Raw genomic sequence first — 25,268 nt, 5'->3', positions numbered from 1 at the left:
GAGCCCGCATGACCACCCTCGACGCCGCCCTCGACGACGTGATCGACCGCGCCCTCGCCGACACCCGGATCGTCGGGGCGGTAGTGCAGGTCGCCCGGGACGGGAAGCTGGTCTACAGCCGCGCCGCCGGCCATGCCGACCGCGAGGCGGGCAAGGCCATGACCACCGACGCGGTGTTCCGCCTGTCGTCCGTCACCAAGCCCATCGTGGCGGCGACCGCGCTGGCCCTGGTCGACCGCGGCGACCTTACGCTCGACGCGCCGGTCTCGCGCTGGCTGCCCGACTTCCGGCCGACGCTGGACGGCGAGCTCGCGCCCGACATCACCATCGCCCAGCTCCTGACCCACACCAGCGGCCTCGGCTACGGCTTCCTGCAGCCGGAAGGCGGGCCATACCTGGCGGCCGGGGTCTCGGACGGCCTGGCCGATCCGGACCTGCCGATGGCCGAGGAACTGAAGCGTTTGGCGTCCGTGCCGCTGTTCTTCCCGCCCGGCGCGGCCTGGCTCTATTCGCTCAGCCTCGACGTGCTTGGCGCGGCGGTCGAGAAGGCCGCCGGCAAGCCGCTGCCGCAGGCGGTGGACGAGCTGATCCTCAAACCCCTCGGCATGGCCTCCAGCGGCTTCTATGTGACCGACGCCGCCGGCTTGGTCACGCCATACATGGACGGCGCCCCGCCGCGGCCGATGGCCGAGCCGGACGTCTCGCCGTTCATGGAGCTCTCGGGCATACGATATTCGCCGGCCCGGGCCACGCGCCCGGCTTCCTTCCCGTCCGGCGGCGCCGGCATGGTCGGCAGCGCGCCCGACGTGCTCAAGCTGCTGGAGGCGGTCCGCACCGGCGGGGGCGGGGTGCTCTCGGCGGCGTCGGCCGGCGCCATGCTGGCCAACCAGATCGGCGATCTGGCGGTGGTGACCCACGGCCCGGGCTGGGGCTTCTCCTTCGGCGGGGCGGTGCTGAAGAACGCCGTCGAGGCCGCCTCGCCGCTGATCGAGGGCACGGTCAGCTGGGGCGGCGTCTATGGCCACTCCTGGCAGATCATCCCCAGCCGCGGGACCACGGTCGTGGCCCTGACCAACACCGCCATCGAAGGCATGAACGGCGTGTTCCCGACCGAGCTCGGCGCGGCGGTGGTGGGGGGGGTGGGGTGATGCCTCTCATTTGCTCCCCCTCTGGGGGAGCTGTCAGCGAAGCTGACTGAGGGGGACTTTGACTCCTGCGCTGAGTCAGCAGGCCCCCTCCGTCTCGATGCTGCGCATCGATTCACCTCCCCCAAGAGGGGAGGAATTAAGAGACCTAAGGCGCCGCGCTCACCAGCACCTCGCGCTTGCCGGCGTGGTTGGCGGGGCTGACCACGCCTTCGTTCTCCATCCGCTCGATCAGCGAGGCGGCGCGGTTGTAGCCGATCTGCAGGCGGCGCTGGACGTAGCTGGTCGAGGCCTTGCGGTCGCGGGTGACCACCGCCACGGCGCGGTCGTAGAGGTCGTCGCCCGAGCCGCCGCCCTCGTCGCCGTACAGGTCGCCACCGTCCCCGTCCTCGTCGCCGCCGGCGGTGACGTCCTCGAGGTACTGCGGCTCGCCCTGGTCGCGCAGGAACTTGGCCACGGCCTCGACCTCGCCGTCCGAGACGAACGGGCCGTGCAGGCGGGTGATGCGCCCGCCGCCGGCCATGTAGAGCATGTCGCCCTGGCCCAGCAGCTGCTCGGCGCCCTGCTCGCCCAGGATGGTGCGGCTGTCGATCTTCGAGGTGACCTGGAAGGAGATCCGGGTCGGGAAGTTGGCCTTGATGGTGCCGGTGATGACGTCGACCGATGGGCGTTGCGTCGCCATGACCAGGTGGATGCCGGCGGCGCGGGCCATCTGGGCCAGGCGCTGAACGGCCCCTTCCACGTCCTTGCCGGCGACCAGCATCAGGTCGGCCACCTCGTCGATCACCACGACCAGATAGGGCATGGCCTTCGGATCGATGCGCTCGCTCTCGTAGATCGGCCGGCCGTTGTCGTCGAAGCCGGTCTGGACGGTGCGCTCGAAGTGCTCGCCCTTGGCCGCAGCCTCCTTGGCGCGCTCGTTGTACGAAGCGACGTTGCGCACGCCGATCTTGGACATCAGGCGATAGCGGTCCTCCATCTCGCGCACGGTCCACTTCAGCGCGACGATGGCCTTCTTCGGGTCGGTGACGACCGGGGCCAGCAGGTGCGGGATGCCGTCATAGACCGACAGTTCCAGCATCTTGGGGTCGATCATGATGAACCGGCACTGCTCGGGCGGCAGGCGGTAGAGGATCGACAGGATCATGGCGTTGACGCCGACCGACTTGCCCGAGCCGGTGGTGCCGGCGATCAGCAGGTGGGGCATCTTCGAGAGGTCGGCGATATAGGGCTCGCCGCCGATGTTCTCGCCCAGAGCCATCGGCAGGGCCTGGGTCGAGCGCTCGTATTCGGCGCTGGCCAGCAGGTCGCGCAGATAGACGGTCTCGCGGCGCGCATTGGGCAGTTCGATGCCGATGGCGTTGCGGCCCGGCACCACCGAGACGCGGCAGGCGGCGACGGACATCGAGCGGGCGATGTCGTCGGCCAGGGCCACGACGCGGGCCGACTTCACGCCAGCGGCCGGCACCAGTTCGTAGAGCGTAACGACGGGGCCGGGGCGGATCTGGTCGATGTTGCCGCGCACCCCGAACTCGGCCAGCACGCTTTCCAGAAGCTGGGCGTTCTGGCGCAGGGCGCCCTCGTCGAACATCGAGGCTCGCGGCTTGGGCTTGGCCAGCATGGCCAGCTCCGGCAGTGCGAAGCCGCCGGTCTTCACGAAGTCGAACGCGCCCTGGGCCTCGCGCTGCTCGCGGCCGGAATCCTTGGGCGCGGGCTTGGGTTGGCGGATGGCGACGGAGTTGCTGGCCGGCGCGGCTTCGTCGTCGTCGAAGGCCTCGTCGTCGGGCGCGGCGGCGAGGGGTTGCGGGACGGGCGCGGCGGCAGGGCGCGGCGTGGGCGCGTCCTCGGCAGCCTTGGCGCGGCGCGCGGCCGGGGCGCGGGCCGGCTTCTGCGGCTGGGCCGGGGCCGGCGGGGCCTTCTGCAGGGTGCGGCGCAGCCAGTCGATGCTGGCGGTCAGCTCGGCCCGGCGCACGCCGATGGCGAAGCCGATCCCGGCCGCCGCCCCGGCCAGCAGCAGCAGGCTGGCGATGACCACCCCGCCCGGAATGTGCGCATAGGAAAAAAGGCCGGCGATGGCGTGCAGCAGGCCGTCGCCCCAGAAGCCGCCGAGGCCCTTCGCCAGCGGCCATGCGGCGGGGGCGGGCGGGGCGGCGAGCAGGCCGGCGAGGGCGAGGACCCCGAGGGTTCCGATCACAGCCCGCAGGCGCACCTTGGCGCGGGTCTCGTCGGGCTGCGGCGTGGTGACCCGGCCCAGGCCGAACACCACCATCAGCAGGGCGGCGACGCCGGCGGCCAAGCCCAACGACTGCATGCCGGCGTCCGCGGCCGTCGCGCCTGGCGCGCCGAGAACGTTGCTTGGCGCGAGCGCCGAGGCTGCGTTCAGGCTGGGATCGGCGGCGTTGTAGGTGGCGAGCGCGACGATCAACGCCAGGCCCGCCGCGGCGACCACGCCGCCGCGCAGCCGCGCCGTGGCCGGGTGCGCCCAGGCCAGGCCCGCAATGTGCAGGCCAAGCTCAAAACCGGTTTTCCGCGCCGCCCGCGCCATAGTCGATCCCCAGTGACAGAGACCCCATGTTTTGGGGGAAAGAGGGTTAAGAGGCGTTTACCAAGCCTGACCGCGGGCGCCGGCCCCGCACCGCCGGGCTGTGGAGAAAATCCCGTTTCCGTTTTGCGAAAGCCAATCTAGGTTCGCCGCCATGTGGAGCATGCCTCGAAGCGTCCTGCGGGTCGTCGCCGTCGTCCTGGCCCTCTGCGCGGTCGGCGGGTTCGTGCTCGGCCTGCGCGGCGCGCCGGAGCGCGCGCGCCTGCCCGGGGAGGCGCCGCAGGGCGGTTCGGCCCTGCAGGCCAGCGAGGCGCGGCCGCTGGACGACTTCGTGCTCACCCCCTCGGAGCTGCCGCCGCAGGAACAGGCCAAGGCCGAGGAAAAGCCCGAGGAAAAGACCGACGAGGCCGCGGTTCCCGTCGAGAAGGCGCCGACCGACGTCGCCGCCAAGCCGGCCACGGCCCCGAAGGGTCCGGCCCTGCCGTCGTCCGACGAAGACCGGGTCGGCGACCTGATCGACGGCCTCACCCCGCCGCCGGAACAGCCGCCTTACTGAGAGCTGGCCGCACCAGGCTGTCATCCCGGTTTGCACAGCAAGGCCGGGATCCATGAACACCTGATCTTCGGAGTGAGCCGGGTTTGCCCTTCAGGCGGCCCCGGACAAGCGCTCCGCGCTTTCCGGGGTGACGCCTCGTCTTAAGACGCCTTGAAGGCCTTCGGCTTGACGCCGTTTGCGGCGAAGTGCGCCAGCATGCGCGCCCAGCCGTCCTTGGCCGCCGCCTCGTCGTAGCTGGCGCGGTAGTCGGCGTGGAAGCCGTGCTGGCTTTCGGGATAGACAACGATCGACGAACGCATCTGACCCGACGAGAGCAGAGCCGCCTTCATGGTCTCGACGTCGCTGAGGGGGATGCCCTGATCCTTGCCCGCATAGAGGCCGAGAACGGGCGCGGTCAGCTTGCCGGCGAACTGCACCGGCCAGGTGCGGTCGGCTTCGCCGAGGAATTCGCCGGGCTTGGGCGGCGCCAGCCGGCCGTACCAGGCCGCCGCCGCCTTCACGTCCGGGAACCGCGCCGCCGCCTGCCAGGTCACCGCGCCGCCCCAGCAGAAGCCGGTGACAGCGATCTTGCCGGGATCGGCATAGGGCTGGGCCTTGATGAAGGCGAGGGTCGAAGCCAGGTCGCTCAGCACCTCGGCCTCCGAGGATTCAGAGACCAGCTTCCGCACCTGGGCGAAGTCGGTGACCGTCGACGGATCGCCCGCACGCACGAAGAAGTCGGTGGCGATGGCGACGTAGCCGAGCTTGGCCAGCCGCCGGCAGATGTCGCGGATGTACTCGTGCACCCCGAACACCTCGGAGATCACGATCACCACCGGGAAGCGGCCGCGAGCCTTGGGCCGGGCCACATAGGCCGGGATCGAGCGGTCCGGGGTCCAGACCTCGACGGTTTCGGCGACCAGGCCGGCCGCGTCGGTGGTGATCGGCTCGGCCTGGGCCGAGAAGGCCGTCAGCGCGTAGCCGCCGGCCAGGGCCGCGGCGAGGCCGCGGCGCGACAGGTGGAAATCCTCGGGCTGCGCGCCTTCGGGACGGGTGAGATTGAGCACGGCGGAGCCTCCCAGCGATTTGCCCACATCTCAACTCGATGGCGCGGCCCTCCGCAAGGTCAGGTTGATCCGCCCGCCGCCGGGGATCAGCCGAGAGGAGCCGGGCAGGATGCGGTCGACGCCGTGGTGGAACAGGCGCGAAGCCCCGGCCAGCAGGCAGACGTCGCCCGAGGCCAGCTTCATCGAGGCGGTCGGATCGTTCCGCCGGGCCCCGCCCAGCCGGAAGACCGCCGTGTCGCCGAGCGAAACCGACAGCACCGGAAACCGGAAATCGGCCTCGTCCTTGTCCTGATGGAGGCCCATGCGGGCGTCGGCGTTATAAAAGTTGATCAGGCAGGCGTCGGGCGGGACATGCGGATCGGCGAGCTCGGTCCAGAGATCCGTCAGGATAGTGGGGATCGCCGGCCAGAACCTGCCGGTGGTCGGGTGTGACGGCTCATAGCGATAGCCTTTGGCGTCGGTGGTCCAGCCGAGGGGGCCGAAACTGGTCATCGCCACGCTCATCGGCTTGCCGCCGGGCGTGACCTGATGGACGAAGGGCGCCTCCTGCGCCTTGGCCAGCACCTCGTCCAGCAAGGCTTTCTGCTGGTCGGGCGACAGGCGCCCCGGCAACAGGCGAAATCCGCTGGTCGTGGAAAGGCTCATGGATGCTCATATAGGGCCTATGGGTTCGATCGCCGCCACCGACCTGCGCATGGCGCCGCTGCGCGCGCGGCGCCTGACGCCCGGCGAGCGCGATCTGTGCGAGAGCGTGTTCGGCGGCGGGCTCGACGTGCGCCGCGTCCGCCTGGTCTCGCTGCCGGTCTGGCCGCGACCTTTCGTCCCGAGCGGGGGGCTGATCGTCTGGCCGGCCGCCGCGGCCCTGGCCGATTTCGCGGCGGCCCCGCTGTGGCTGCGCTCGGTCTTCGTGCACGAGCTGGTCCACGTCTGGCAGGCCCAGAACGGCGTCTTCCTGCCGTTTGCGAAGCTCAAGGCGGGCGACGGCGAGCAGGCCTACGCCTACGATCTGGCCGACGGGCGCCCTTTCTCGGTGTTGAACATCGAACAGCAGGCGATGGTGATCCAGCATGCCTACCTGGCCGCCGGCGGCGGCGCGGCGCCCTTCGAGAGCGCCGCTTATGCAAGGATTTTAGCGGCTTGGCCGCACCCCCTGGGCGGAAGACCCCGCAAGATATAGGGACATTCCGCACTTGCGGGGGACGCATGTCATCCCATATCGCGACTCGACGCTGGTTGCCCCATGGGTTAACCGGCCGAGCCCTTAATCGAACCGGGGAAGCCGAGAAGAAACGGGGTGCTTCACACGAAGGCCCTCAAACCGGCGTCCGCCAATCAGGAGCGAGCAAGACTCGATATGAGCAAGATCATCGGCATCGACCTGGGCACGACCAATTCGTGCGTGGCGATTATGGACGGCAAATCGCCGAAAGTGATTGAGAACGCGGAAGGCGTTCGCACCACCCCGTCGGTCGTCGCCATCCTCGACGACGGCGAACGCCTCGTCGGCCAGCCTGCCAAGCGCCAGGCCGTGACCAATCCCGCCAACACCCTCTTCGCGATCAAGCGCCTCATCGGCCGCAACTTCTCCGACCCGATGGTCGAGAAGGACAAGCACATGGTGCCCTACGAGATCGTCAAGGGTCCGACCGGCGACGCCTGGGTGAAGGCCCACGGCAAGGATTATTCGCCCCAGCAGATCTCGGCCTTCATCCTGCAGAAGATGAAGGAAGCGGCCGAGCAGCACCTCGGCGAGAAGGTCGAGAAGGCGGTCATCACCGTCCCGGCCTACTTCAACGACGCCCAGCGTCAGGCGACCAAGGACGCCGGCAAGATCGCCGGTCTTGAAGTCCTGCGCATCATCAACGAACCGACCGCGGCCGCTCTGGCCTACGGGCTCGAGAAGAACGACGGCAAGAAGATCGCCGTCTACGACCTCGGCGGCGGCACCTTCGACGTCTCGATCCTCGAGATCGGCGACGGCGTGTTCGAGGTGAAGGCGACCAACGGCGACACCTTCCTCGGCGGTGAAGACTTCGACATGCGCATCGTCGAGTACCTCGCCGACGAGTTCAAGAAGGAGACCGGCGTCGATCTGCGGAACGACAAGCTGGCCCTGCAGCGCCTGAAGGAAGAAGGCGAAAAGGCCAAGAAGGAGCTGTCTTCGACGGCTCAGTACGAGGTCAACCTGCCGTTCATCTCGATGAACGCCTCGGGTCCGCTGCACCTGAACATCAAGCTGTCCCGCGCCAAGCTGGAGGCCCTGGTCGAGGACCTGATCGCCAAGACGGTCGGTCCCTGCGAGCAGGCGCTGAAGGATGCGGGCCTGAAGAAGTCCGACATCGACGAGGTGATCCTGGTCGGCGGCATGACCCGCATGCCCAAGGTCGTCGAGACCGTGAAGGAGTTCTTTGGCCGTGAGCCGCACAAGGGCGTGAACCCGGACGAAGTCGTCGCCCTCGGTGCGGCGGTCCAGGCCGGCGTTCTGCAAGGCGACGTCAAGGACGTGCTGCTGCTCGACGTGACCCCGCTGACCCTGGGCATCGAAACCCTGGGCGGCGTGTTCACGCCGCTGATCGAGCGCAACACCACCATCCCGACCAAGCGCTCGCAGACCTTCTCGACCGCCGACGATAACCAGTCGGCCGTGACCATCCGCGTGTTCCAGGGCGAACGCCCGATGGCGCACGACAACAAGCTGCTGGGTCAGTTCGACCTGGTCGGCATCCCGCCGGCCCCGCGCGGCGTGCCGCAGGTCGAGGTCACCTTCGACATCGACGCCAACGGCATTGTCAATGTGTCGGCGCGCGACAAGGCGACCAGCAAGGAGCAGTCGATCCGCATCCAGGCCAATGGCGGCCTCTCGGACGCGGACATCGAAAAGATGGTCCAGGAAGCCGAGGCCAACAAGGCCGAGGACGAGAAGCGCAAGGCCGCCGTCGAGGCCAAGAACCAGGCCGAGGCGGTCGTCCACTCCACCGAGAAGGCGCTTGCCGAGCACGGCGACAAGGTCTCGGGCGCGGACAAGGAGGCCATCGAGGCGGCCCTGGCCGACGTCAAGTCGGCGCTGGAAGGCGATGACGCCGACGCCATCTCGGCCAAGACCCAGACCCTCATCCAGGCTTCGATGAAGCTGGGCGAGGCGATGTATGCGGCCCAACAGGGCGGCTCGGAAGAGCAGCCGGAAGCCGCGGGCTCGAGCGACGACGTGGTCGACGCCGAGTTCGAAGAAGTCGCCGACGACGACAAGAAGTCGGCGTGACGTTGCGCCCGATGGCGGCCTTGCGCAAATCCTGCGAGAAGGCCGCCGACGGGCTGGGCGACGCCACAGGAAATCTCCGCCCGGTTCGCAGCCGAACTAGCCTTGCAGCCGGGCGGGGATCATCCCACCTCAATTCTCAGATCGAATTTGAACCCCTGACATAACATGCGGGATTATTACGAAGTCCTGGGCGTGGAGCGGGGCGCGGACGGCGCCGTCCTGAAGTCCGCGTTCCGCAAGCTGGCCATGGAGCATCACCCCGACCGCAACGGCGGTTGCGAGGACGCGGCCGGTCGGTTCAAGGAGATCAACGAGGCCTATTCGATCCTCTCCGATCCGCAGAAGCGCGCGGCCTACGACCGGTTCGGTCATGCGGGCGTCAACGGCGCGGCCGGCGGCGGAGGCGGGGCCCAGTTCCACGACGTGAACGACATCTTCAACGAGGTGTTCGGCGACGTCTTCGGCGACATGTTCGGCGGCCGCGGCCGCCAGCGCTCGGGTCCGGCCCGCGGCCAAGACCTGCGTTATGATCTGGAGATCAGCCTGGAGCAGGCCTATGCCGGCTCGGAGGTCGAGATCACGGTCCCGGCCTCGATCACCTGCGAGACCTGCGACGGCTCCGGCGCCAAGCCGGGCACCAGCCCGACCGTCTGCGGCGGCTGCGGCGGCGCCGGGCGCGTGCGCGCCAGCCAGGGCTTCTTCTCGATCGAGCGGGCCTGCCCGCGCTGCGGCGGCTCCGGCCGCCTGGTGCTCGACCCGTGCGAGGACTGTCACGGCCACGGCCAGGTGCGTAAGCAGCGCACCCTGCAGGTCCGCATTCCGGCCGGGGTCGACGACGGCGCGCGCATCCGCCTGGCCGGCGAGGGCGACGCCGGAGCCCGCGGCGGCCCGCGCGGCGACCTCTACATCTTCCTCTCGGTGAAGCCGCATGACCTCTTCGACCGCGACGGCCTGGACCTGCTCTGCACCGTGCCGGTGCCGATGTCGGTGGCCGCGCTGGGCGGAGAGATCGAGGCGCCCTGTCTGATGGGCGGCGAGAACTGCGACGGCAATTGCCGCATCGAGGTCACGGTGCCGGAAGGCGCCCAGACCGGTCGCACCGTGCGCCTGAAGGGCAAGGGCATGCCGTCCCTGCGCTCGCGCGAGCGCGGCGACCTGGTGGTCGAGCTCTTCGTGGAAACTCCGACCAAGCTGACGGCCCGCCAGAAGGAGCTGATGCGCGAGTTCGCCGAGATCTGCGGCGAGCAGCAGCACCCGAAGTCGGCGAGCTTCATCGGCAAGGCCAAGCAGTTCTGGGAAGACGTCACCGGCGGCTGAGCCGCCGGCCGCAACGCCGCCAAAAAACGTCGCATGGGCAAACCGCGCGAACCGCGATCTAGTGACCCTTCATGAGCGCGCTCGCAGACCTTCCTGAAAAGACCGATGGCCGCCGGGCCCGCGCGGTCGCCAGCCGCGCCCGCATTCTCGAGGCGATGGTCGATCTTATCCAGGAGGGCGAGATCCAGCCCTCGGCCGAAGCCGTCGCCCTGCGCGCCGGGGTCGGGGTGCGGACGGTTTTCCGCCTGTTCAACGACGTCGACGGCCTGCGTCAGGGCCTGCAGGAGGTGATGGACGAGCGCCTGGCCCCGATCTACTCCGAGCCGGTTCACGGCGCCCTGCTGGAGCGCCTGGACCAGCTCGTCGCCCGCCGGCGCGTGGTGTTTGAGAAGCTGGCGCGACCCAAGGCCTTCGCCGACGCCAACCGCGTGCAGTCGCCTTCGCTGACCGCCGCCCACCAGAACTTCGTCCGCCGCCAACGCGAGCTGCTGCTCGGCCATCTGGAAGGCGTGCTCGTCCCTGCGCCGGATCTGGTCGAGGCGCTGGATCTCACGCTCAGCTTCGATGTCTGGCGCAGACTGCGCGAGGACCAGCGGCTGGCGCCCGACGACGCCGAGCGGGTGATGCGCGCGATGGTTCGGGCGGTCGTCGCCGGAATGCAGGCCTAGACCGTCAGGACAGAGATGTCCGGCCAGCGGTAGCTCACCTCGTAGGTGACCCCGCCGGGACCCGGCTCGCGCCGGGGGGCTTCGGCCCGTCCGCCCAGGCGTTCGTAGAACCCCCGCGCCGGGATGTTGTCGCGTAGCACCGACAGCATCAGCGACGTCGCGCCGTTCGCGGCCATGATCCGCGCCATCCCGGTCATCAGATCGCGGCCGATCCCGCGCCCTTGTGCGGCGCGCAGCACATAGAGTGTCATCACCTCGGCTTCGCCGGGACGACGTGCGCGCGAGGGACCGCCCTGGGCGTAGCCGATGATCCCCCGGCGGTCGGCCGCCGCCAGGGTCGCGTCCAGCGGGCCAGGGTTCAGCAGTCCGGCGCGGAACCGGCGGGCATGAACCGGAACCGACATGCGATTGAGGAAGGCGTCCGGCAGCAGGCCCTGATAGGTCTCGCGCCAACAGGTGATATGGAGGCGCGCCAGATCCTCGGCGTCGTCCGGTCCAGGCGGGAAGATCACGTGCTGCACGAGGTCGCTCCTGACTTAGTCACAGCTTGGGAGCCGAAGGGTCAGGTTCAAGGGGGCGCAAGGCCGCCTTGGGGGCTGACGGATCACGCGGGCGCCATTAGCTTCCCCGAACTCATGAACGCCCCGACCTCCGCCATTCCCGACCCGACCGGCGCCACGCCGGTCATGGCCCAGTTCTTCGAGGCCAAGGCCCGCCAGCCCGATGCGCTGGTGTTCTTTCGCATGGGCGACTTCTACGAGCTGTTCTTCGAGGACGCGGAGAAGGCCGCCGCGGCGCTCAGCATCACCCTGACCGCGCGGGGCAATCACGGCGGCGCGCCGATCCCGATGTGCGGCGTGCCGGTGCACGCGGCCGAGGCCTATCTCGCCAAGCTCGTCCGTTCGGGCTTCAAGGTCGCCCTCTGCGAGCAGATGGAGGACCCGGCCGAGGCCAAGAAGCGCGGCTCCAAGTCGGTGGTGCGCCGCGACGTGGTGCGCGTCGTCACCCCTGGCACCCTGACCGAGGACGGCCTGCTGGACGCCCGTGGCGCCAACCGCCTGGCCGCCGTCGCGGTGCGCGCGGGCGCGGCGGCCGTGGCCAGCGTCGAGCTCTCGACCGGCGAGGTCGAGTGCATGGCGCTGTCGCGCGAGGCCCTGGCCTCGGCGCTGGCCGCGCTGGGGCCGTCCGAGACCCTGGTGCCCGACCGCCTGTTCGCCGACGAGACCCTGGCGACCACATTCAAGTCGGCCGGCGGCCTGATCCAGCCGATGCCCTCGGCGCTGTCAGAGCCCTCGGCCGCGGAGGCGCGGCTGAAGCGCCTTTACGGCGTGGACACGCTCGACGGCTTCGGCGAGCTGACCGGGGCGGAGGTCTCGGCCCTCGGCCTCATCGCCGCCCACCTGGAGACCACCCAGGCCGGCAAGCTGCCGGCGCTTACCGCCCCGCGCCGGGCCGGCGAGGCCGACGTCATGGCCATCGATCCGGCCACCCGCTCCAGCCTGGAGATCGAGAAGTCGACGTCGGGTTCGCGAGACGGCTCGCTGCTTGGCGCCATCGACCGCACCATCACCGCGCCGGGCGCGCGCCTGCTCTCCTCGCGCCTGGCCCGTCCGCTGCTCGACCCCGCCGCTATCGACGCGCGTCTGGACGCCATCGAATGGTTCTGCGAGCGCCGGCCCCTGCGCGAGAAGCTCCGCGAGAAGTTGCGCGGCATGGGCGACATGGCGCGCGCCCTCTCCCGTCTGGCCCTCGGCCGGGGCGGCCCGCGCGACCTGGGATGCCTGCGCGACGGCCTGGCGGGCGGAGAGGCGATCTTCGCCCTGTTCGGCCATCCCGAGCCGCTTGATCCGCCGCCGCCTCCGGAAATCGCCGACGCGCTCGCCGCCCTGCATCCCAGCGCCAATGCCGATCTGGCCCACTTCCGCCGCATGCTGGCCGAAGGGATGGGACAGGACTTGCCGGCCCAGGCCCGCGACGGCGGCTTCGTCGCCGCCGGAGTCCGCATCGAACTGGACGAGGCGCGCGCCCTGCGCGACGACAGCCGCAAGGTCATCCTGCAGCTCGAGGCGCGGCTGGCGGCTGAGAGCGGCGTGGCGCTGAAGATCCGCCACAACGCCGTGCTCGGCTATTTCGTCGAGGCCACCGCCAAGGCGGCGGAGCCGCTGATGGTCCTGCCGCTCAGCACAACCTTCATCCATCGCCAGACCTTGGCCAACCAGGTGCGCTTCACCACGGTCGAGCTGGCCGAGCTGGACGCCCGCATCGCCCAGGCGGCCGAGCGCGCCCTGGCCATGGAGGTCGCCACGTTCGAGGCCTGGCGCGAGGCCGCGATCCGTATCGCCGCCGCGATCCAGGCCGCCGCCGAAGGCGCGGCGCGGCTGGACGTCGCCGCGGGTCTGGCCGAGTGGGCCGACGACGTCGGCGCCGCCCGCCCGATCGTCGATCGTTCGACCGTGTTCGAAGCCGAGGCCGCCCGCCACCCGGTGGTGGAAGCCGCCGTCAAGCGCGCCGGGGATCCCTACACCCCCAACGATTGCCGCCTGGATGGGGCGGGGGCGGCCGCGGCGCGGTTGTCGATCGTCACCGGTCCGAACATGGCCGGTAAGTCGACGTTCCTGCGCCAGAACGCCCTGCTGGCGGTGCTGGCCCAGGCCGGCTGCTACGTGCCGGCCAAGGCGCTGCGGATCGGCGTGGTCGACCGGCTGTTCAGCCGCGTGGGCGCAGGCGACGACCTGGCGCGCGGTCGCTCGACCTTCATGGCCGAGATGGTGGAGACCGCCGCCATCCTGACCCAGGCCACGCCCCGCTCGCTGGTTATCCTCGACGAGATCGGCCGCGGCACCGCCACCTATGACGGCTTGGCCATCGCCTGGGCCTGCGCGGAGGCGCTGCACGAGACCAACCGCTGCCGTGGTCTCTTCGCCACCCACTATCACGAGTTGGCGGTGCTGGAGGACCGGCTGCCCTTCGTCTCCAACCTCTCGCTGAAGGCCAAGGAGTGGAACGGCGACCTGATCTTCTTGCACGAGGCGGGGCCGGGACCGGCCGACCGGTCGTACGGCGTGCAGGTGGCCAAGCTCGCCGGGGTGCCCCCGGCGGTGGTGGTCCGCGCGCGCGAGGTGCTCGATCGCCTGGAGCGTGAAGCCGGTGCGCCGGCGCACCTGGAGGACCTGCCGCTGTTCGCCGCCCATGTCGCCGAGCCCGAGCCGCAGTTCGGACCGAGCGAAGTGGAAGCGGAACTCAAGACCCTCGATCTCGACAGCATGAGCCCGCGCGAGGCCATGGCCGCGCTCTACCGCCTGAAGGACAAGCTGAAGTGAAGGTGCTGATGGTCGATGTCGACGGGGTCGTCGTCGTCCATCCCGAGCCGGGCGGCTGGGCCACCCACCTGGAGCGGGATCTCGGCCTCTCCAAGGCGACGCTGCAGGCGGCGTTCTTCGAGCCGCATTTTGGCGACGTGATCCATGGCCGCGCGGCGCTGCGCGAGCGCCTGGCGCCGGTGCTGGAAGAGATCGCCCCGCACCTGACCTGCGACGACCTCTGCGCCTACTGGTTCCGGGAAGACGGCCATCTCGACCACGGCCTGCTGGACCAGCTCGCCGCATTGAGAGGGCAGGGGGTCGCCCTGCACCTGGCCACCGTCCAGGAACATGAACGCGCGGCCTATCTCTGGAACGAGATGGGGCTGAAGGATCGCTTCGATGCGATGCACTATGCCGCCGAACTTGGCCACGCCAAGCCGGCGCCTGAGTTCTACACGGCCATCGAGGCGCGCACCGGCTACGGCCCCGCCGACATCTTCTTCATCGACGACAAGGCCGCCAACGTCGAGGCGGCCCGCGCGCGGGGCTGGAAGGCGGCGGTGTGGACCGGGCGGGACCGGCTGGCGGACCTGATCGCGCGGGCCTAGGCCGCCCGGCGGCGCGGAGCGGCGGCCTCGCCCTGGGCCAGGCGGAAGCGGCCGACCAGGCTGGCCAGGATCTGGGCCTCGCGGGCCAGGTCGGCGGCGGCGTTGGCGGTCTCGTGAACCATGCCGGCGTTCTGCTGGGTCACCCGGTCCATCTCGTTGACGGCGGTGTTCACCTGGCTCAGGCCGGTCGCCTGTTCCTGGGTCGAGGACGAAATCTCCGCCACCAGGCCGTGGACCTCGGTCACCCGGCCGACGATGCGGGTCAGGGCTTCGCCGGTCTGGCCGACGAGGTCGACGCCTTGGGCCACCTGCTCGCTGGAGTCGGTGATCAGGGCCTTGATCTCCTTGGCCGCGTCGGCGGCGCGCTGGGCCAGCGCGCGGACTTCCGAGGCGACGACGGCGAAGCCCTTGCCGGCCTCGCCCGCGCGCGCGGCCTCGACCCCGGCGTTCAGGGCCAAGAGGTTGGTCTGGAAGGCGATCTCGTCGATCACCCCGATGATCTGGCTGATCTTGGCGGCCGAGCCCTCGATCTGACCCATCGCCGAGATCGCCGCCTCGACGACCGGGGCGCTCTGCTCGGCGGCCTGGCGCGTGTCGGCGACGGCGCCGGCGGTCTTGCGGGCGGTGTCGGCCGAATGACGGACGGTGACGGTGATCTCCTCGACCGCCGCGGCCGTCTGTTCCAGGCTGGCGGCCTGGGTCTCGGTCCGGCGAGCCAGATCGTCGCCGGACGACTTGAGCTGGTCGACCGTGGCGGTGACCGCCTGAACCGAGGCCACCACCGAGCCGATCGCCCCGTGCAGGGCCTCGACCGCTCCGTTGAAGTCGGCGCCGAGCTTGGCGTAGTCGCCCGACAGTGGCTGGTCGATACGGCTGGTCAGATCGCCCTGCGCCAGGCCCGAGAGGGCGCGTGCCAGGGTCTGGACCACCTGCGCCTGCTCGGCCGCCGTGGCCGCCTTCTCGGCTTCGGCCTTCGCGCGGTCGGCCTCGGCGGCTTCGAAATAGACGTCCAGCACCAGGCTCATGTCGAGCATGGCGCCCTTGATCAGGGCCGAGAGCGTATCGGCCAGGTCGGCGGTCTTGGCCTTGGCGCCGAACCCCTTCGGGGTCTTCTCCGCCACCACGGCGCGGACCAATTGCTCGAGCACCAGAGCGTAGCCGCCGATGTACCAGCGCGGCTCCAGTCCGATCTTGGCGTGGACGGCGCCGATGGTCTGGACCCCTTTGGCGTAGTCGCCCGAGAATTCGCCCGAGGCGATGCCCTGCCAATGTCGAAGCTGGGCGTTCTGGGCCTTGGTGATATGGCCGTCGTCGCGGAAGTGGACGCGGGTCTCGGGGGTGCGTCTCACCTGGCCGTAGAAGTGGTCGAGGGCGGCGGGCAGCTTCTCGGAGATCAGCGGCCGCGCGGCGCGGAGGGTCTTTCGCGTCTCGGGACCCACCTGCATGAACTCCAGGCGCCCGTCCAGACCGCTACGCGTCATGACCTACTCCACCACTACGACTGGACTGCACTCCTGGGCTGTGGCGGTTAAGGATAGGTAAGCGGTCTTCAGGCGGTTCAAACCCTGCGCCAGTTTGCCTCACACGGTGCAGCTTGAGCCGATGCTGCGCCGCGAAAGCCAGCCTTTCCGTTGCGGTCTGGCGTCGTGATCGTCCTTGCCCTCGGCAGAGGCCGAGGAGAAGACTATATCCTGATCATGCCGCCTCGCCTCCGTCCCACCCGCCTGGAATATGTCGTCGACGGCGTGCGCCTGCGCGCCCAGCTTTCTGCCGCCGCGCTCGACGCCGCTGGCGACGAGGCCGAGCAGCGCCGCCGGGCGCTCGACATCCTCAAGCAGGCGCTGTTCCGCGGCCGGATGATCGCCAAGGAGCGGCTGGAGAACGGGGCCGGCGGCATCGAGACCGCCCGCCTGCTGTCGGGGGTCACCGACGAGGTGGTCACGGCCCTCTACGACTTCACCACCGTCCACGTCTTCCGGGCCCGCAACCCGACCGAGGGCGAGCGTCTGGCCCTGCTGGCGGTCGGCGGCTACGGCCGCGGCACGCTGGCGCCGTTCTCGGACTTGGACCTCTTGTTCCTGCGTCCCTACAAGCAGACCGCCCACGCCGAGAGCGTGATCGAGTACATGCTCTATGCGCTGTGGGACCTGGGCTTCAAGGTCGGCCACGCCTCACGCACGGTCGAGGAGTGCCTGAAGCTCAGCCGCGAGGACTACACGATCCGCACCTCGATCCTCGAGGCGCGCCAGCTCACCGGCGACGAGGCCCTGGCCGAGGAGCTGCTGCGGCGGTTCCGCGCCGAGGTGGTCAAGGGCACCGCCGCGCCCTTCGTCGCCGCCAAGCTCAAGGAACGCGACATTCGCCAGGAGCGCGCCGGCGCGAGCCGCTATCTGGTCGAGCCGAACGTGAAGGAGGGCAAGGGCGGCCTGCGCGACCTCAACACCCTGTTCTGGATCGCCCAGTACCTGCACCCGGTCAGCCACGTCGACGGCTTCGTCCAGCTCGACATGTTCGACCGCAAGGAGGTCACCGCCTTCATCAAGGCCTTCGACTTCCTCTGGGCGGTGCGCAGCCACCTGCATTTCGCCACCGGCCGGCCGGAAGAGCGGCTGACCTTCGACCTGCAGCCCGAGATCGCGCGGCGGATGGGCTATGGCGACCGCGGCGATGCGCCGGCGGTCGAGCGGTTCATGCGGCGCTACTTCCTGATCGCCAAGGAGGTGGGGGTGCTGACGCGCGTCTTCGCCGCCAAGCTGGAAGCCGAGCAGATCAAGCAGCAGCCCAAGGGTCTGTCGCGCCTGATCCCCGGCCGCGGCAGGCCGCGCCGCAAGAAGCTGGATCCCGGCTTCCACGAGGAAGGCGGGCGTCTCAACATCGACGGGCCGCAGATCTTCGAGGCCGACCCGGTCAACATGCTGCGGCTGTTCCGCCTGGCCGACCAGCGCGACCTCGACCTGCACCCGGACGCTTTCACCGCCGCCAGCCGCTGCGCCAGCATGATCGGGGCGCGGGTGCGCCGCGACCCGGCCGCGGCCAAGGTTTTCCTCGACATCCTCGCCCATGGCCGCAATCCGCAACGGGCGCTGTCGATGATGAACGAGGCCGACGTGCTTGGCCGCTTCATCCCCGAATGGGGCCGCATCGTCGCCCAGATGCAGTTCAACATGTACCATTCGTACACGGTGGACGAGCACACCCTGCGCGCCGTGGGCGTGATCGCCGACATCGCCAACGGCGAGTTCGCCGAGGATCACCCGCTGTCGACCTCGATCATGCCGCTGATCGACGACCGCGAGGCCCTGTTCCTGGCCATGCTGCTGCACGACACCGGCAAGGGCGGGGCAGGGGGCCAGGAGAAGGCGGGCGCCCGCGCGGCGCGCCAGGCGTGCGAGCGCCTCGGTCTCGACCGCAAGCGCATCGAGATGGTCGCGTGGCTGGTCGAGCATCACCTGGTGATGAGCGACTACGCCCAGAAGCGCGACGTCTCCGACCCACGCACCGTCGCCGACTTCGCGCGCATCGTGGAAACACCGGAGCGCCTGCGCCTGCTGCTGGTTCTGACCGTCGCCGACATCCGCGCCGTGGGGCCCGGGGTCTGGAACGGCTGGAAGGGCCAGCTGATGCGCGAGCTCTACGGCGCGACCGAGGCGGTGTTCCGCGGCGGCCGTGGATCGGACGCCGCCGCCGCCATCCGCCGCTATCACGAGAACGCCGCCTATGACGCGCGGGTGCGCCTGATCGCCGCCGATGCGGCCGCCGGCGACTGGGTGCAGGGGATGGAGGACGCCTACTTCACCGGCTTCTCCGACGCCGAGATCCAGGCCCATGGCGCCCTGGCCCGGCGGGCGGCCGGCGCTGGCGGCGTCGCCGCCGAGGGGCATATCCGCCCCGGCCTCAACGCCTCCGAGGTCGTGGTCGCCGCGCCGGACCGCCAGCGCCTGTTCGTCGACCTCGCCGCCGCCGTGACCGCGGCCGGCGCTAATATCGTCGGCGCCCGCGTCTTCACCTCGCGCCAGGGCCAGGCGCTGGACGTCTTCTACCTGCAGGACGCGACCGGCGCCGCCTTCGGGGCCGACAATCTGCGCCAGCTCGAGCGCCTGGCCCAGTCGCTGGAAGCCGCCGGCCGCGGCGAGGCTTCCAAAAGCGAACCGCGCAGGGTCACGGACTTCGGGCGCGCCGCGGCTTTCACCATCACCCCGACCGTGATGCTCGACAACGAGGCGTCCGAAGCCTCCACCGTCGTCGAGGCTTCGGGCCGCGACCGGCCGGGCCTGCTGGTGGCGCTGGCCCGCAACATCTCCGACGCCGGCCTGTCGATCCTCTCGGCCCATATCGACGGTTACGGCGAGCGCGCGGTCGATGCTTTCTACGTGACCGAGCCGGATGGCGCGAAGCTGACCGACGCCAAGCGGATGACGGCGCTGAAGGGCGCGCTCATGGCTTCGCTCGAAGAGGTCGAGGCCGCCACCCCCCGCCCCCGGGTCAACCTGCAACGCGCCCGCGCCAGCGTCGCGCGGTAAGGCCGCTTGACCGCTCCCCGGCCATGAGCGCACACAGGCGCCCGTGACCGCGCCCGCCTCCACACCCGCCAAGGGCGGGCTCATCCGCTCGTCCCTGCTGCTGTCGGGGCTGACCTTGGTCAGTCGCTTCATGGGGCTGGCGCGGGATCTGGTGCTCACCGCCCGCTTAGGCGCCAGCGCGACCATCGCCGCCGACGCCTACTATACCGCGTTGGCCTTTCCGAACCTGTTCCGGCGGATCTTCGCCGAGGGCGCGTTCTCCTCGGCCTTCATCCCGTCCTACACCAAGACCCTGACCGGTGAAGGCCAGGCCGAGGCCGACCGCATCGCATCGGACGCCCTGGCCACCCTGGCGGCGGTGACCATCGGCCTGACCCTGGCGGCGCAGTTGGCCATGCCGTGGCTGATGTACGTCATCAACCCGGGCTACGCCTCGGACCCGGTGAAGTTCAAGCTGGCCATCGTGCTGACGCAGATCAGCATGCCCTACCTGCCGTGCATGGCCATCGGCGCCCTGCTGTCGGGCGTGCTGAACGCCCATCGCCGCTTCATCCTGACGGGCATCTTTCCGACCATCCTCAACCTCGTGATGCTGATCGCGGTGATCCCGCAGACCGACCCCGTGCGCGCGGCCTGGGCGGCCTCGATCGGCATCCCTGTCGCCGGCGTCCTGCAGGCGGGCCTGCTGTGGTGGGGCGCGCGCAAGACCGGCGCCCATATCCGCCTGCGCTGGCCCAAGCTGACGCCCGAGATCAAGGCCCTGGTCTCGCTGGCGGTCCCCGGCGCGATCGCCGCCAGCGCGGTGCAGATCAATATCTTCATCTCCGGCATCCTGGCCTCCCAGGTGGCGGGCGGCCGCGCCTGGACCGAGGTCGCCGCGCGGCTCTATCAGCTGCCGTTGGGCCTGATCGGGGTGGCGGTCAGCGTCGCCCTCCTGCCGCGGCTCTCGGCCGCGATCCAGGCGGCCGACCATGACGACGCCCAGGTCGCGACCGATCAGGCGGTCATCTTCTCGCTGGCCCTGACCGCGCCGGCCGCCGCCGCCCTGGTGGCCATGCCCTTCTTCCTGATCGACGGCCTCTTCACCCGTGGCGCCTTCACTGTGCAGGACGCGCGCGAGACCGGCTGGATCCTGCTCAACTACGGCTGGGGCGTGCCGGCCTTCGTGCTGGCGCGCGTGCTTCAGCCGGCGTTCTTCGCCCGCGCCGACACCAAGGCGCCGATGCGCTTCGGCCTGATCTCGGTGGCGATCAACATCGTTCTCGGTCTGGCGCTGTTCCAGGTGGTCGGGGTCAAGGGCATCGCCGCGGCGACCAGCGCGGCGGCCTGGATCAACGTCGCCCAGATGGTGCTGCTGCTGGCCAGGCGCGGCGACTATTCGCCGACCAAGGCGGCCTGGAGCCGCATCGCCCGCATCGCCGCGGCCAGCGCCGTCTTCGGCGCCGTTCTGGGCCTGGCCTCGCACGAGCGCGCCTTGATCGAGGCGCCATTGCGCGGCTTCCACCTCGCCGGCCTTGGGGCCAAGGAGATCGCGGTCCTGGCGACCGCCGCCGTCGGGGTGGCGCTCTACGGCCTGCTGCTGCTGGCTTTCCGAGGCATCACGCTGGCAGAGATCCGGACCGCCACCCGTCGCCGGCCGGGCGATGCGGCGGTGTCCACCGACCTCTGACGGGGTTGCGGTCTTGGGCTGCAGGCCTTATTCGCATCGGCCATGGCTTTCGGACGCAACACGTGGCGATGGCGTAGCGCCTGATCACCGCCCTTCCTGGCGCGGATGCGCGCGCCTGCCTGTTCTCCTTTCAAGAAGCCCGATCCCATGACCGACCAAGCTCCCCCCGCCTATTCGGGTCCCCGACGCGTGCTGTCCGGCGTCCAGCCGTCCGGCGCCCTGCATCTCGGCAACTATCTCGGCGCCCTGGTGAAGTTCGCCCGCCTCCAGCACGAGGTCGAGACCTTCATCTTTGTCGCCGACATGCACGCCATCACTGTGTGGCAGGACCCCAAGCTGCTGGCCGGCCAGGTGCGCGAGATCACGGCCGCCTACCTGGCTTCGGGCCTCGATCCGAAGGTCGCGACCATCTTCCCGCAGTCGGCCGTGCCGCAGCACGCCGAACTCGCCTGGATCTTCAACTGCGTGGCCCGCCTCGGCTGGCTCGACCGGATGACCCAGTTCAAGGAGAAGTCGGGCAAGCACAAGGAGCGGTCCAGCGTCGGCCTCTACACCTATCCGGTGCTCCAGGCCGCCGACATCCTGCTCTACAAGGCGACCGAGGTGCCGGTCGGCGACGACCAGCGCCAGCACCTGGAACTGACCCGCGACGTGGCCGCGAAGTTCAACCACGACTTCGAGGTCCCGGCCTACTTCCCGCTGCCCGACGCCCTGACCCAGGGGCCGGGCGCGCGGATCATGTCGCTGCGCGACGGTTCGGCGAAGATGAGCAAGTCCGATCCGTCGGATAATTCGCGGCTCAACATGCTCGATGACGCCGACACCATCGCCCAGAAGGTCCGTAAGGCGAAGACCGACCCGGAACCGCTGCCCGCCACCCTGGAAGAGCTCAAGGGCCGGCCGGAGGCGGAGAACCTGATCGGCATCTATGCTGCCCTCGACGGCCGTTCGTCCGACGCGGTGCTGGCCGAGTTCGCCGGCCAGGGCTTCGGCGCCTTCAAGCCGAAACTGGCCGACCTGGCGGTCGCCAAGCTTGGCCCGGTGGGCGATGAGATGCGCCGGCTGATGGCCGATCCGGCGGAGATCGACCGTGTGCTGGCGGACGGGGCCGAACGGGCCCGGGCGGCGGCGGCCCCCACCCTGGCCGAGGTTCGCAAGATCGTCGGCTTCTGGGGCGCCTGAATCCCTAGCATCCAAGGTGGCTTGCGCGGAGCGCCCGCGCAGGCCACCGTCCGCGCCATGAGCCAGCGCAAGTTCCTCGTCATCGCCGACGACAGCCCCGAGTTCCAGGCGGCGCTGCGCTTCGCCTGCCGGCGAGCGCGTTCGACCGGCGGCCACGTGGCCCTGCTGCGCGTCATCGAGCCGGCGGTGTTCGAGCACTGGAGCGGCGTGCGCCAGGAGATCGAGCGTCAGGCCCGCGAGGAGGCCGAGGCGGTGCTCCAGAAGATGGCCGAGTTCGTGGTCGCCGAGACCGGCGCCCCGCCCGAGTTCATCATCCTCAACGCCGAGAGCACCCGGGCCGCGCTGCGCAAGGTGATCTCGGAGGATCCGGCCATCAAGATCCTGGTGCTGGCCTCGGCGGTCGGCGGCCGCGGTCCTGGTCCTCTGGTGTCGTCCATCGCCAAGGACGGCGTGAAGTGGGGAACGCGCAAGCTGCCGGTCACGGTGGTGCCGGGCGACCTCACCGACGACGAGATCGCCGACCTGGCTTAGGTGGTCTCCAGAGGGTGTCATCCCGGTTTGCGAAGCAAGCCCATGAACACCGGATAGATCAGGACGCGGCTCGGCCGCGCCCCATCCTCGAACTCGGACGCGAATGGGTCCCGGTCTTCGCCTATGGCGAAACCGGGATGACACCGACCGGAGCCTGGTCGCAAAGAACGGACGGAAAACTTGCGATTTCGCGCCCAAAACGCCACATCTGGCGCATGTTCATCCAGACCGAAGCCACGCCGAACCCCGAGGTTCTGAAGTTCCTGCCCGGACGGGAGGTGCTGGCCGAGGGCTCGCACGACTTCCGCAGCCTGGACGAAGCCCAGGCCTCGCCGCTGGCGGCCGACCTGTTCGACATCGAGGGCGTGACACGGGTGTTCTTCGGGCCGGACTTCGTGACCGTCGGCAAGGGCCCGCACCACGACTGGCCGCACCTGAAGGCGCCGATCCTGGCCGCCATCATGGACCACTTCACCTCGGGCCGGCCGTTGTTCACCGAGGGAACCGCCCAGTCCGGCGGCCACGACGACATGGTCTACGAGGGCGAGACCGCCCAGGTCGTGGCCGAGATCAAGGACCTGCTCGACACCCGCATCCGCCCGGCCGTAGCCCAGGACGGCGGCGACATCCTGTTCAACCGCTTCGACGCCGACACCGGCGTGGTCTGGCTGCACATGCGCGGCGCCTGCTCGGGTTGCCCGTCTTCGTCGGCGACCTTGAAGGCCGGGGTCGAGAACATGCTCAAGCACTATGTGCCCGAGGTGACCCGCGTCGAGCAGACGCTTTAGGGCCGATCTCTTGGGGGCGATCCGGACGACCATACTGGCGCTGGTCGGCGCCGCGATCCTGGCTGCGCCCGCCGCGGCCAGCGAGGACGACTGGCCGGTGCTGAAGGGCGCGCGCCTCGACGGCCAGATGCCCTGGGGCGCCTTCGTGGTCTATCGCGCGCCCGGCCGGCCCACCACCGGCGTCACCCTGTTCGTGCAGGGCGGGGCGCTCGTCGCCCGCCGGGTCGAAACCCGGGGCGGCGATACCGCCACGATCGCCTGGACCAGCTCCAAGGCCTGCCCGGCGCTGGCCGGCGCGCTGGCGGGGCTCGAAACCCTTCCGCCCGCCCGGATCGAGGTCCCGCTGGCCGGGCGCAGGGCGGCCGCGGCGGTCGAGCGCCCCGACGGTTCCAGCTATTTCGTCTGGGTCCAGGACGCGCGGCTGGGAAGCGACCGTCATTCCGGCCAGCTCGAACTGCGCGCCACCGACGGCTCGCCTGTGGCGCTCTGGATGGAAAAGACCTTGAACAGCCTGGCGCGCTGCTGGACACCGGCGCGGCCATGATCGTCCTTGCCCTCGACACCTGCCTGTTCGCCTGTTCCGCCGCGGTGGTCCGCGACGGCGCGGTTCTGGCCAGCCGTATCGAGCCGATGGCCCGCGGCCACCAGGAGCGGCTCGCGCCGCTGGTGCGGGAGGTGATGGAGGCGGCCGGACTCGACTTCGGAGCCCTGGACCGCGTCGGGGTGACGGTCGGCCCCGGCTCGTTCACCGGCCTGCGCGTGGGCCTCGCCTTCGCCAAGGGCCTGTCGGCGGCGCTGTCGATCCCGGCGGTCGGGGTCGGTTCGCTCGAAGCCCTGGCCCGGCCCTTTTCCGGCCGCGTGCTCTCGGTGCTCGACGCCAAGCGGGGCCAGGTCTACCTGCAGGCCTTCGCCGACGGCGTGGCGGTCAGCGCCCCCGACGCCCTGCCGCTGGAGACCGCCGCGGCCCGGGTCGCCGAGTTCGCGCCCGAGGTGATGGTCGGAACCGGCGCGCCGCTGCTGGCCGACATGCACCGGGCCGCCCGCATCGAACCCCTCGACCACGTCGATCCACTGGCCATCGCCATGGTCGCCGCCGCGCGCAAGCCGGCCCCGCCGCGGCCGCTCTATCTGCGCGCGCCGGACGCCAAGCTGCCGGGCGGCAAGAGCCTTTCCGAATGAAGCTGCGCGGCGCCTGGAGCCATGAGGCGCAAGCCTTGTCGGCCGTACATGCGCGGGCCTTCGATCATGCCTGGTCCGCGCCCGACATCGTCGCCCTGATCGACGGCCCGGGTGGTTTCGCCCTGCTGGTCGAGCAGGGCGCGCCGGCGGAAGGCGTCTTGGGCTTCATCCTCTGCCGGGCGATCGCCGGCGAGGCCGAGATCCTGACCCTGGCGGTCGATCCGCCCGCCCGCCGCCGCGGTCTGGCTCGCGCCTTGGTGGAGGCGGCGGCGGGCGCAGCCCAGATGGCCGGCGCCGACGTCATGTTCCTGGAAGTCGCGCACGACAACCTGCCGGCCATCGGCCTTTACGAAGCGGCCGGCTTTGCGCGGACCGGCCTGCGGAAAGCCTACTATGATCGCGGCGCGGCGCCGGCCGCCGACGCGCTCGTCATGCGCCGCGACCTTGGCCGAAAGGCCTAGTGGCCCTATCCTTAGCGTTGAGTTTGAATCCCCCGAGGAGACTGTTCGTGGATCGCATCGAAAGCCTCTGCATCGAAAAAGGCATGCGGATGACCGAGCAGCGGCGCGTGATCGCGCGCGTGCTGTCGGCCGCGCACGACCATCCCGATGTGGAAGAGCTGTACCGCCGCGCCCACGAGGTGGACCCGCATATCTCGATCGCCACGGTCTACCGCACCGTGCGCCTGTTCGAGGAAGCCGGCATCATCGCCCGCCACGACTTCCGCGACGGCCGCTCGCGCTACGAGGAAGCCACCGAAGTCCACCACGACCACCTGATCGACATGAAGACCGGCAAGGTCGTCGAGTTCGTCGACGAGGAGATCGAGGCCCTCCAGGAGGCCATCGCCCGCAAGCTGGGCTACAAGCTGGTCGACCACCGCCTGGAGCTCTACGGCGTGCCGCTGGAGGACTAGAGGGCCGTCGAATCGGGGCTGAAACTTGCGTGGGGGCCTT

General features: G+C 70.1%; 22 protein-coding genes. 17 read left to right on the top strand and 5 right to left on the bottom strand.

Annotated features, from left to right (window positions below; translation table 11 throughout):
* Positions 1-8 precede the first annotated feature (8 nt).
* Complete coding sequence (locus ACE3T2_RS10990) at positions 9-1,148, top strand: serine hydrolase domain-containing protein (protein WP_374657206.1); 1,140 nt, start codon at positions 9-11, stop codon at positions 1,146-1,148.
* Positions 1,149-1,293: 145 nt separating this feature from the next.
* Here the strand turns inward: ACE3T2_RS10990 and ACE3T2_RS10985 are convergent, their stop codons facing one another.
* A complete protein-coding gene (locus tag ACE3T2_RS10985; protein ID WP_374657204.1) occupies positions 1,294-3,690 on the bottom strand; it encodes a DNA translocase FtsK 4TM domain-containing protein in 2,397 nt (798 codons plus the stop codon).
* Positions 3,691-3,850: 160 nt separating this feature from the next.
* Here ACE3T2_RS10985 and ACE3T2_RS10980 point away from each other — a divergent pair, with 160 nt between their 5' ends.
* Positions 3,851-4,243 carry a hypothetical protein gene (locus ACE3T2_RS10980; protein WP_374657202.1) on the top strand — a complete coding sequence of 131 codons (393 nt, stop codon included), beginning with the start codon at positions 3,851-3,853 and terminating at the stop codon, positions 4,241-4,243.
* 140 nt (positions 4,244-4,383) lie between these two features.
* On the opposite strand, the gene ACE3T2_RS10975 is transcribed toward ACE3T2_RS10980, so the two are convergent.
* Positions 4,384-5,289: a dienelactone hydrolase family protein gene (locus tag ACE3T2_RS10975; protein WP_374657200.1), complete on the bottom strand. Its 906-nt coding sequence runs from the start codon at positions 5,287-5,289 to the stop codon at positions 4,384-4,386.
* A 30-nt stretch (positions 5,290-5,319) separates the two neighbouring features.
* Entirely contained in the window at positions 5,320-5,934 is a 615-nt protein-coding gene (locus ACE3T2_RS10970) for an alpha-ketoglutarate-dependent dioxygenase AlkB (RefSeq protein ID WP_374657198.1), read from the bottom strand.
* A 19-nt stretch (positions 5,935-5,953) separates the two neighbouring features.
* On the opposite strand from ACE3T2_RS10970, the gene ACE3T2_RS10965 reads away from it, so the two are divergent.
* From ACE3T2_RS10965 to ACE3T2_RS10950, 4 genes are all read left to right on the top strand, one after another.
* A complete protein-coding gene (locus ACE3T2_RS10965) occupies positions 5,954-6,466 on the top strand; it encodes a hypothetical protein (protein WP_374657196.1) in 513 nt (170 codons plus the stop codon).
* A 117-nt stretch (positions 6,467-6,583) separates the two neighbouring features.
* Positions 6,584-8,548 (top strand): molecular chaperone DnaK, encoded by a 1,965-nt coding sequence (gene dnaK, locus ACE3T2_RS10960; RefSeq protein WP_374657194.1) that lies wholly within the window; start codon positions 6,584-6,586, stop codon positions 8,546-8,548.
* 165 nt (positions 8,549-8,713) lie between these two features.
* Positions 8,714-9,865, top strand: a complete 1,152-nt coding sequence (gene dnaJ, locus ACE3T2_RS10955) for a molecular chaperone DnaJ (RefSeq protein ID WP_374657192.1) — start codon at positions 8,714-8,716, stop codon at positions 9,863-9,865.
* Positions 9,866-9,936: 71 nt separating this feature from the next.
* Positions 9,937-10,533, top strand: a complete 597-nt coding sequence (locus ACE3T2_RS10950) for a TetR/AcrR family transcriptional regulator (RefSeq protein WP_374657190.1) — start codon at positions 9,937-9,939, stop codon at positions 10,531-10,533.
* On the opposite strand, the gene ACE3T2_RS10945 is transcribed toward ACE3T2_RS10950, so the two are convergent.
* Positions 10,530-11,054 (bottom strand): N-acetyltransferase family protein, encoded by a 525-nt coding sequence (locus tag ACE3T2_RS10945; protein WP_374657188.1) that lies wholly within the window; start codon positions 11,052-11,054, stop codon positions 10,530-10,532. The genes ACE3T2_RS10950 and ACE3T2_RS10945 overlap by 4 nt on opposite strands.
* Before the next feature lie 114 nt (positions 11,055-11,168).
* Between ACE3T2_RS10945 and mutS the strand changes: the two genes are divergently transcribed.
* A complete protein-coding gene (gene mutS, locus ACE3T2_RS10940) occupies positions 11,169-13,853 on the top strand; it encodes a DNA mismatch repair protein MutS (RefSeq protein WP_374657186.1) in 2,685 nt (894 codons plus the stop codon).
* Positions 13,850-14,443, top strand: a complete 594-nt coding sequence (locus ACE3T2_RS10935) for an HAD family hydrolase (RefSeq protein WP_374657184.1) — start codon at positions 13,850-13,852, stop codon at positions 14,441-14,443. The genes mutS and ACE3T2_RS10935 overlap by 4 nt, the downstream gene beginning before the upstream one ends.
* On the opposite strand, the gene ACE3T2_RS10930 is transcribed toward ACE3T2_RS10935, so the two are convergent.
* Positions 14,440-15,924 (bottom strand): methyl-accepting chemotaxis protein, encoded by a 1,485-nt coding sequence (locus ACE3T2_RS10930; RefSeq protein ID WP_374657182.1) that lies wholly within the window; start codon positions 15,922-15,924, stop codon positions 14,440-14,442. The two genes, ACE3T2_RS10935 and ACE3T2_RS10930, sit on opposite strands and share 4 nt — an antisense overlap.
* Positions 15,925-16,140: 216 nt before the next feature.
* Here ACE3T2_RS10930 and ACE3T2_RS10925 point away from each other — a divergent pair, with 216 nt between their 5' ends.
* The 9 genes from ACE3T2_RS10925 (at position 16,141) to ACE3T2_RS10885 (ending at position 25,228) form a co-directional block, all read left to right on the top strand.
* Positions 16,141-18,963 (top strand): [protein-PII] uridylyltransferase, encoded by a 2,823-nt coding sequence (locus tag ACE3T2_RS10925; protein WP_374657180.1) that lies wholly within the window; start codon positions 16,141-16,143, stop codon positions 18,961-18,963.
* 43 nt (positions 18,964-19,006) lie between these two features.
* A complete protein-coding gene (gene murJ, locus ACE3T2_RS10920) occupies positions 19,007-20,632 on the top strand; it encodes a murein biosynthesis integral membrane protein MurJ (RefSeq protein WP_374657178.1) in 1,626 nt (541 codons plus the stop codon).
* Between the two features lie 147 nt (positions 20,633-20,779).
* Positions 20,780-21,814, top strand: coding sequence for a tryptophan--tRNA ligase (gene trpS / locus ACE3T2_RS10915; protein ID WP_374657176.1), 1,035 nt, complete (start codon positions 20,780-20,782; stop codon positions 21,812-21,814).
* A gap of 21 nt (positions 21,815-21,835) precedes the next feature.
* The gene (locus ACE3T2_RS10910; RefSeq protein WP_374657174.1) at positions 21,836-22,345 is read left to right on the top strand and encodes a universal stress protein; all 510 of its coding nucleotides are present in this window, start codon (positions 21,836-21,838) and stop codon (positions 22,343-22,345) included.
* Between the two features lie 215 nt (positions 22,346-22,560).
* Complete coding sequence (locus ACE3T2_RS10905; protein WP_374657172.1) at positions 22,561-23,133, top strand: NifU family protein; 573 nt, start codon at positions 22,561-22,563, stop codon at positions 23,131-23,133.
* Between the two features lie 10 nt (positions 23,134-23,143).
* On the top strand, positions 23,144-23,677 hold the full coding sequence (locus ACE3T2_RS10900) for a hypothetical protein (RefSeq protein WP_374657170.1): 534 nt from the start codon (positions 23,144-23,146) through the stop codon (positions 23,675-23,677).
* Positions 23,677-24,312: a tRNA (adenosine(37)-N6)-threonylcarbamoyltransferase complex dimerization subunit type 1 TsaB gene (tsaB, locus tag ACE3T2_RS10895; protein ID WP_374657372.1), complete on the top strand. Its 636-nt coding sequence runs from the start codon at positions 23,677-23,679 to the stop codon at positions 24,310-24,312. The genes ACE3T2_RS10900 and tsaB overlap by 1 nt, the downstream gene beginning before the upstream one ends.
* The gene (locus ACE3T2_RS10890) at positions 24,309-24,773 is read left to right on the top strand and encodes a GNAT family N-acetyltransferase (RefSeq protein WP_374657168.1); all 465 of its coding nucleotides are present in this window, start codon (positions 24,309-24,311) and stop codon (positions 24,771-24,773) included. Before tsaB ends, ACE3T2_RS10890 begins: the two co-directional genes overlap by 4 nt.
* A 47-nt stretch (positions 24,774-24,820) precedes the next feature.
* Entirely contained in the window at positions 24,821-25,228 is a 408-nt protein-coding gene (locus ACE3T2_RS10885; RefSeq protein WP_374657166.1) for a Fur family transcriptional regulator, read from the top strand.
* Positions 25,229-25,268: the final 40 nt, after the last annotated feature.

This window comes from Phenylobacterium sp. (genome assembly GCF_041919955.1).
Classification (GTDB): Bacteria; Pseudomonadota; Alphaproteobacteria; order Caulobacterales; family Caulobacteraceae; genus Phenylobacterium.
This window is presented reverse-complemented; position numbering and strand designations above follow the sequence as displayed.

Bases quoted from the DNA above. Each gene is read 5' to 3' on its own strand.
- trpS (WP_374657176.1), top strand. From the start codon at position 20,780: ATGACCGACCAAGCTCCCCCCGCCTATTCGGGTCCCCGACGCGTGCTG.
- ACE3T2_RS10890 (WP_374657168.1), top strand. From the start codon at position 24,309: ATGAAGCTGCGCGGCGCCTGGAGCCATGAGGCGCAAGCCTTGTCGGCC.
- ACE3T2_RS10980 (WP_374657202.1), top strand. From the start codon at position 3,851: ATGCCTCGAAGCGTCCTGCGGGTCGTCGCCGTCGTCCTGGCCCTCTGC.
- ACE3T2_RS10925 (WP_374657180.1), top strand. From the start codon at position 16,141: ATGCCGCCTCGCCTCCGTCCCACCCGCCTGGAATATGTCGTCGACGGC.
- ACE3T2_RS10930 (WP_374657182.1), bottom strand. From the start codon at position 15,924: ATGACGCGTAGCGGTCTGGACGGGCGCCTGGAGTTCATGCAGGTGGGT.
- ACE3T2_RS10985 (WP_374657204.1), bottom strand. From the start codon at position 3,690: ATGGCGCGGGCGGCGCGGAAAACCGGTTTTGAGCTTGGCCTGCACATT.
- ACE3T2_RS10950 (WP_374657190.1), top strand. From the start codon at position 9,937: ATGAGCGCGCTCGCAGACCTTCCTGAAAAGACCGATGGCCGCCGGGCC.
- mutS (WP_374657186.1), top strand. From the start codon at position 11,169: ATGAACGCCCCGACCTCCGCCATTCCCGACCCGACCGGCGCCACGCCG.
- ACE3T2_RS10970 (WP_374657198.1), bottom strand. From the start codon at position 5,934: ATGAGCCTTTCCACGACCAGCGGATTTCGCCTGTTGCCGGGGCGCCTG.
- ACE3T2_RS10905 (WP_374657172.1), top strand. From the start codon at position 22,561: ATGTTCATCCAGACCGAAGCCACGCCGAACCCCGAGGTTCTGAAGTTC.
- ACE3T2_RS10990 (WP_374657206.1), top strand. From the start codon at position 9: ATGACCACCCTCGACGCCGCCCTCGACGACGTGATCGACCGCGCCCTC.
- dnaJ (WP_374657192.1), top strand. From the start codon at position 8,714: ATGCGGGATTATTACGAAGTCCTGGGCGTGGAGCGGGGCGCGGACGGC.
- ACE3T2_RS10965 (WP_374657196.1), top strand. From the start codon at position 5,954: ATGGGTTCGATCGCCGCCACCGACCTGCGCATGGCGCCGCTGCGCGCG.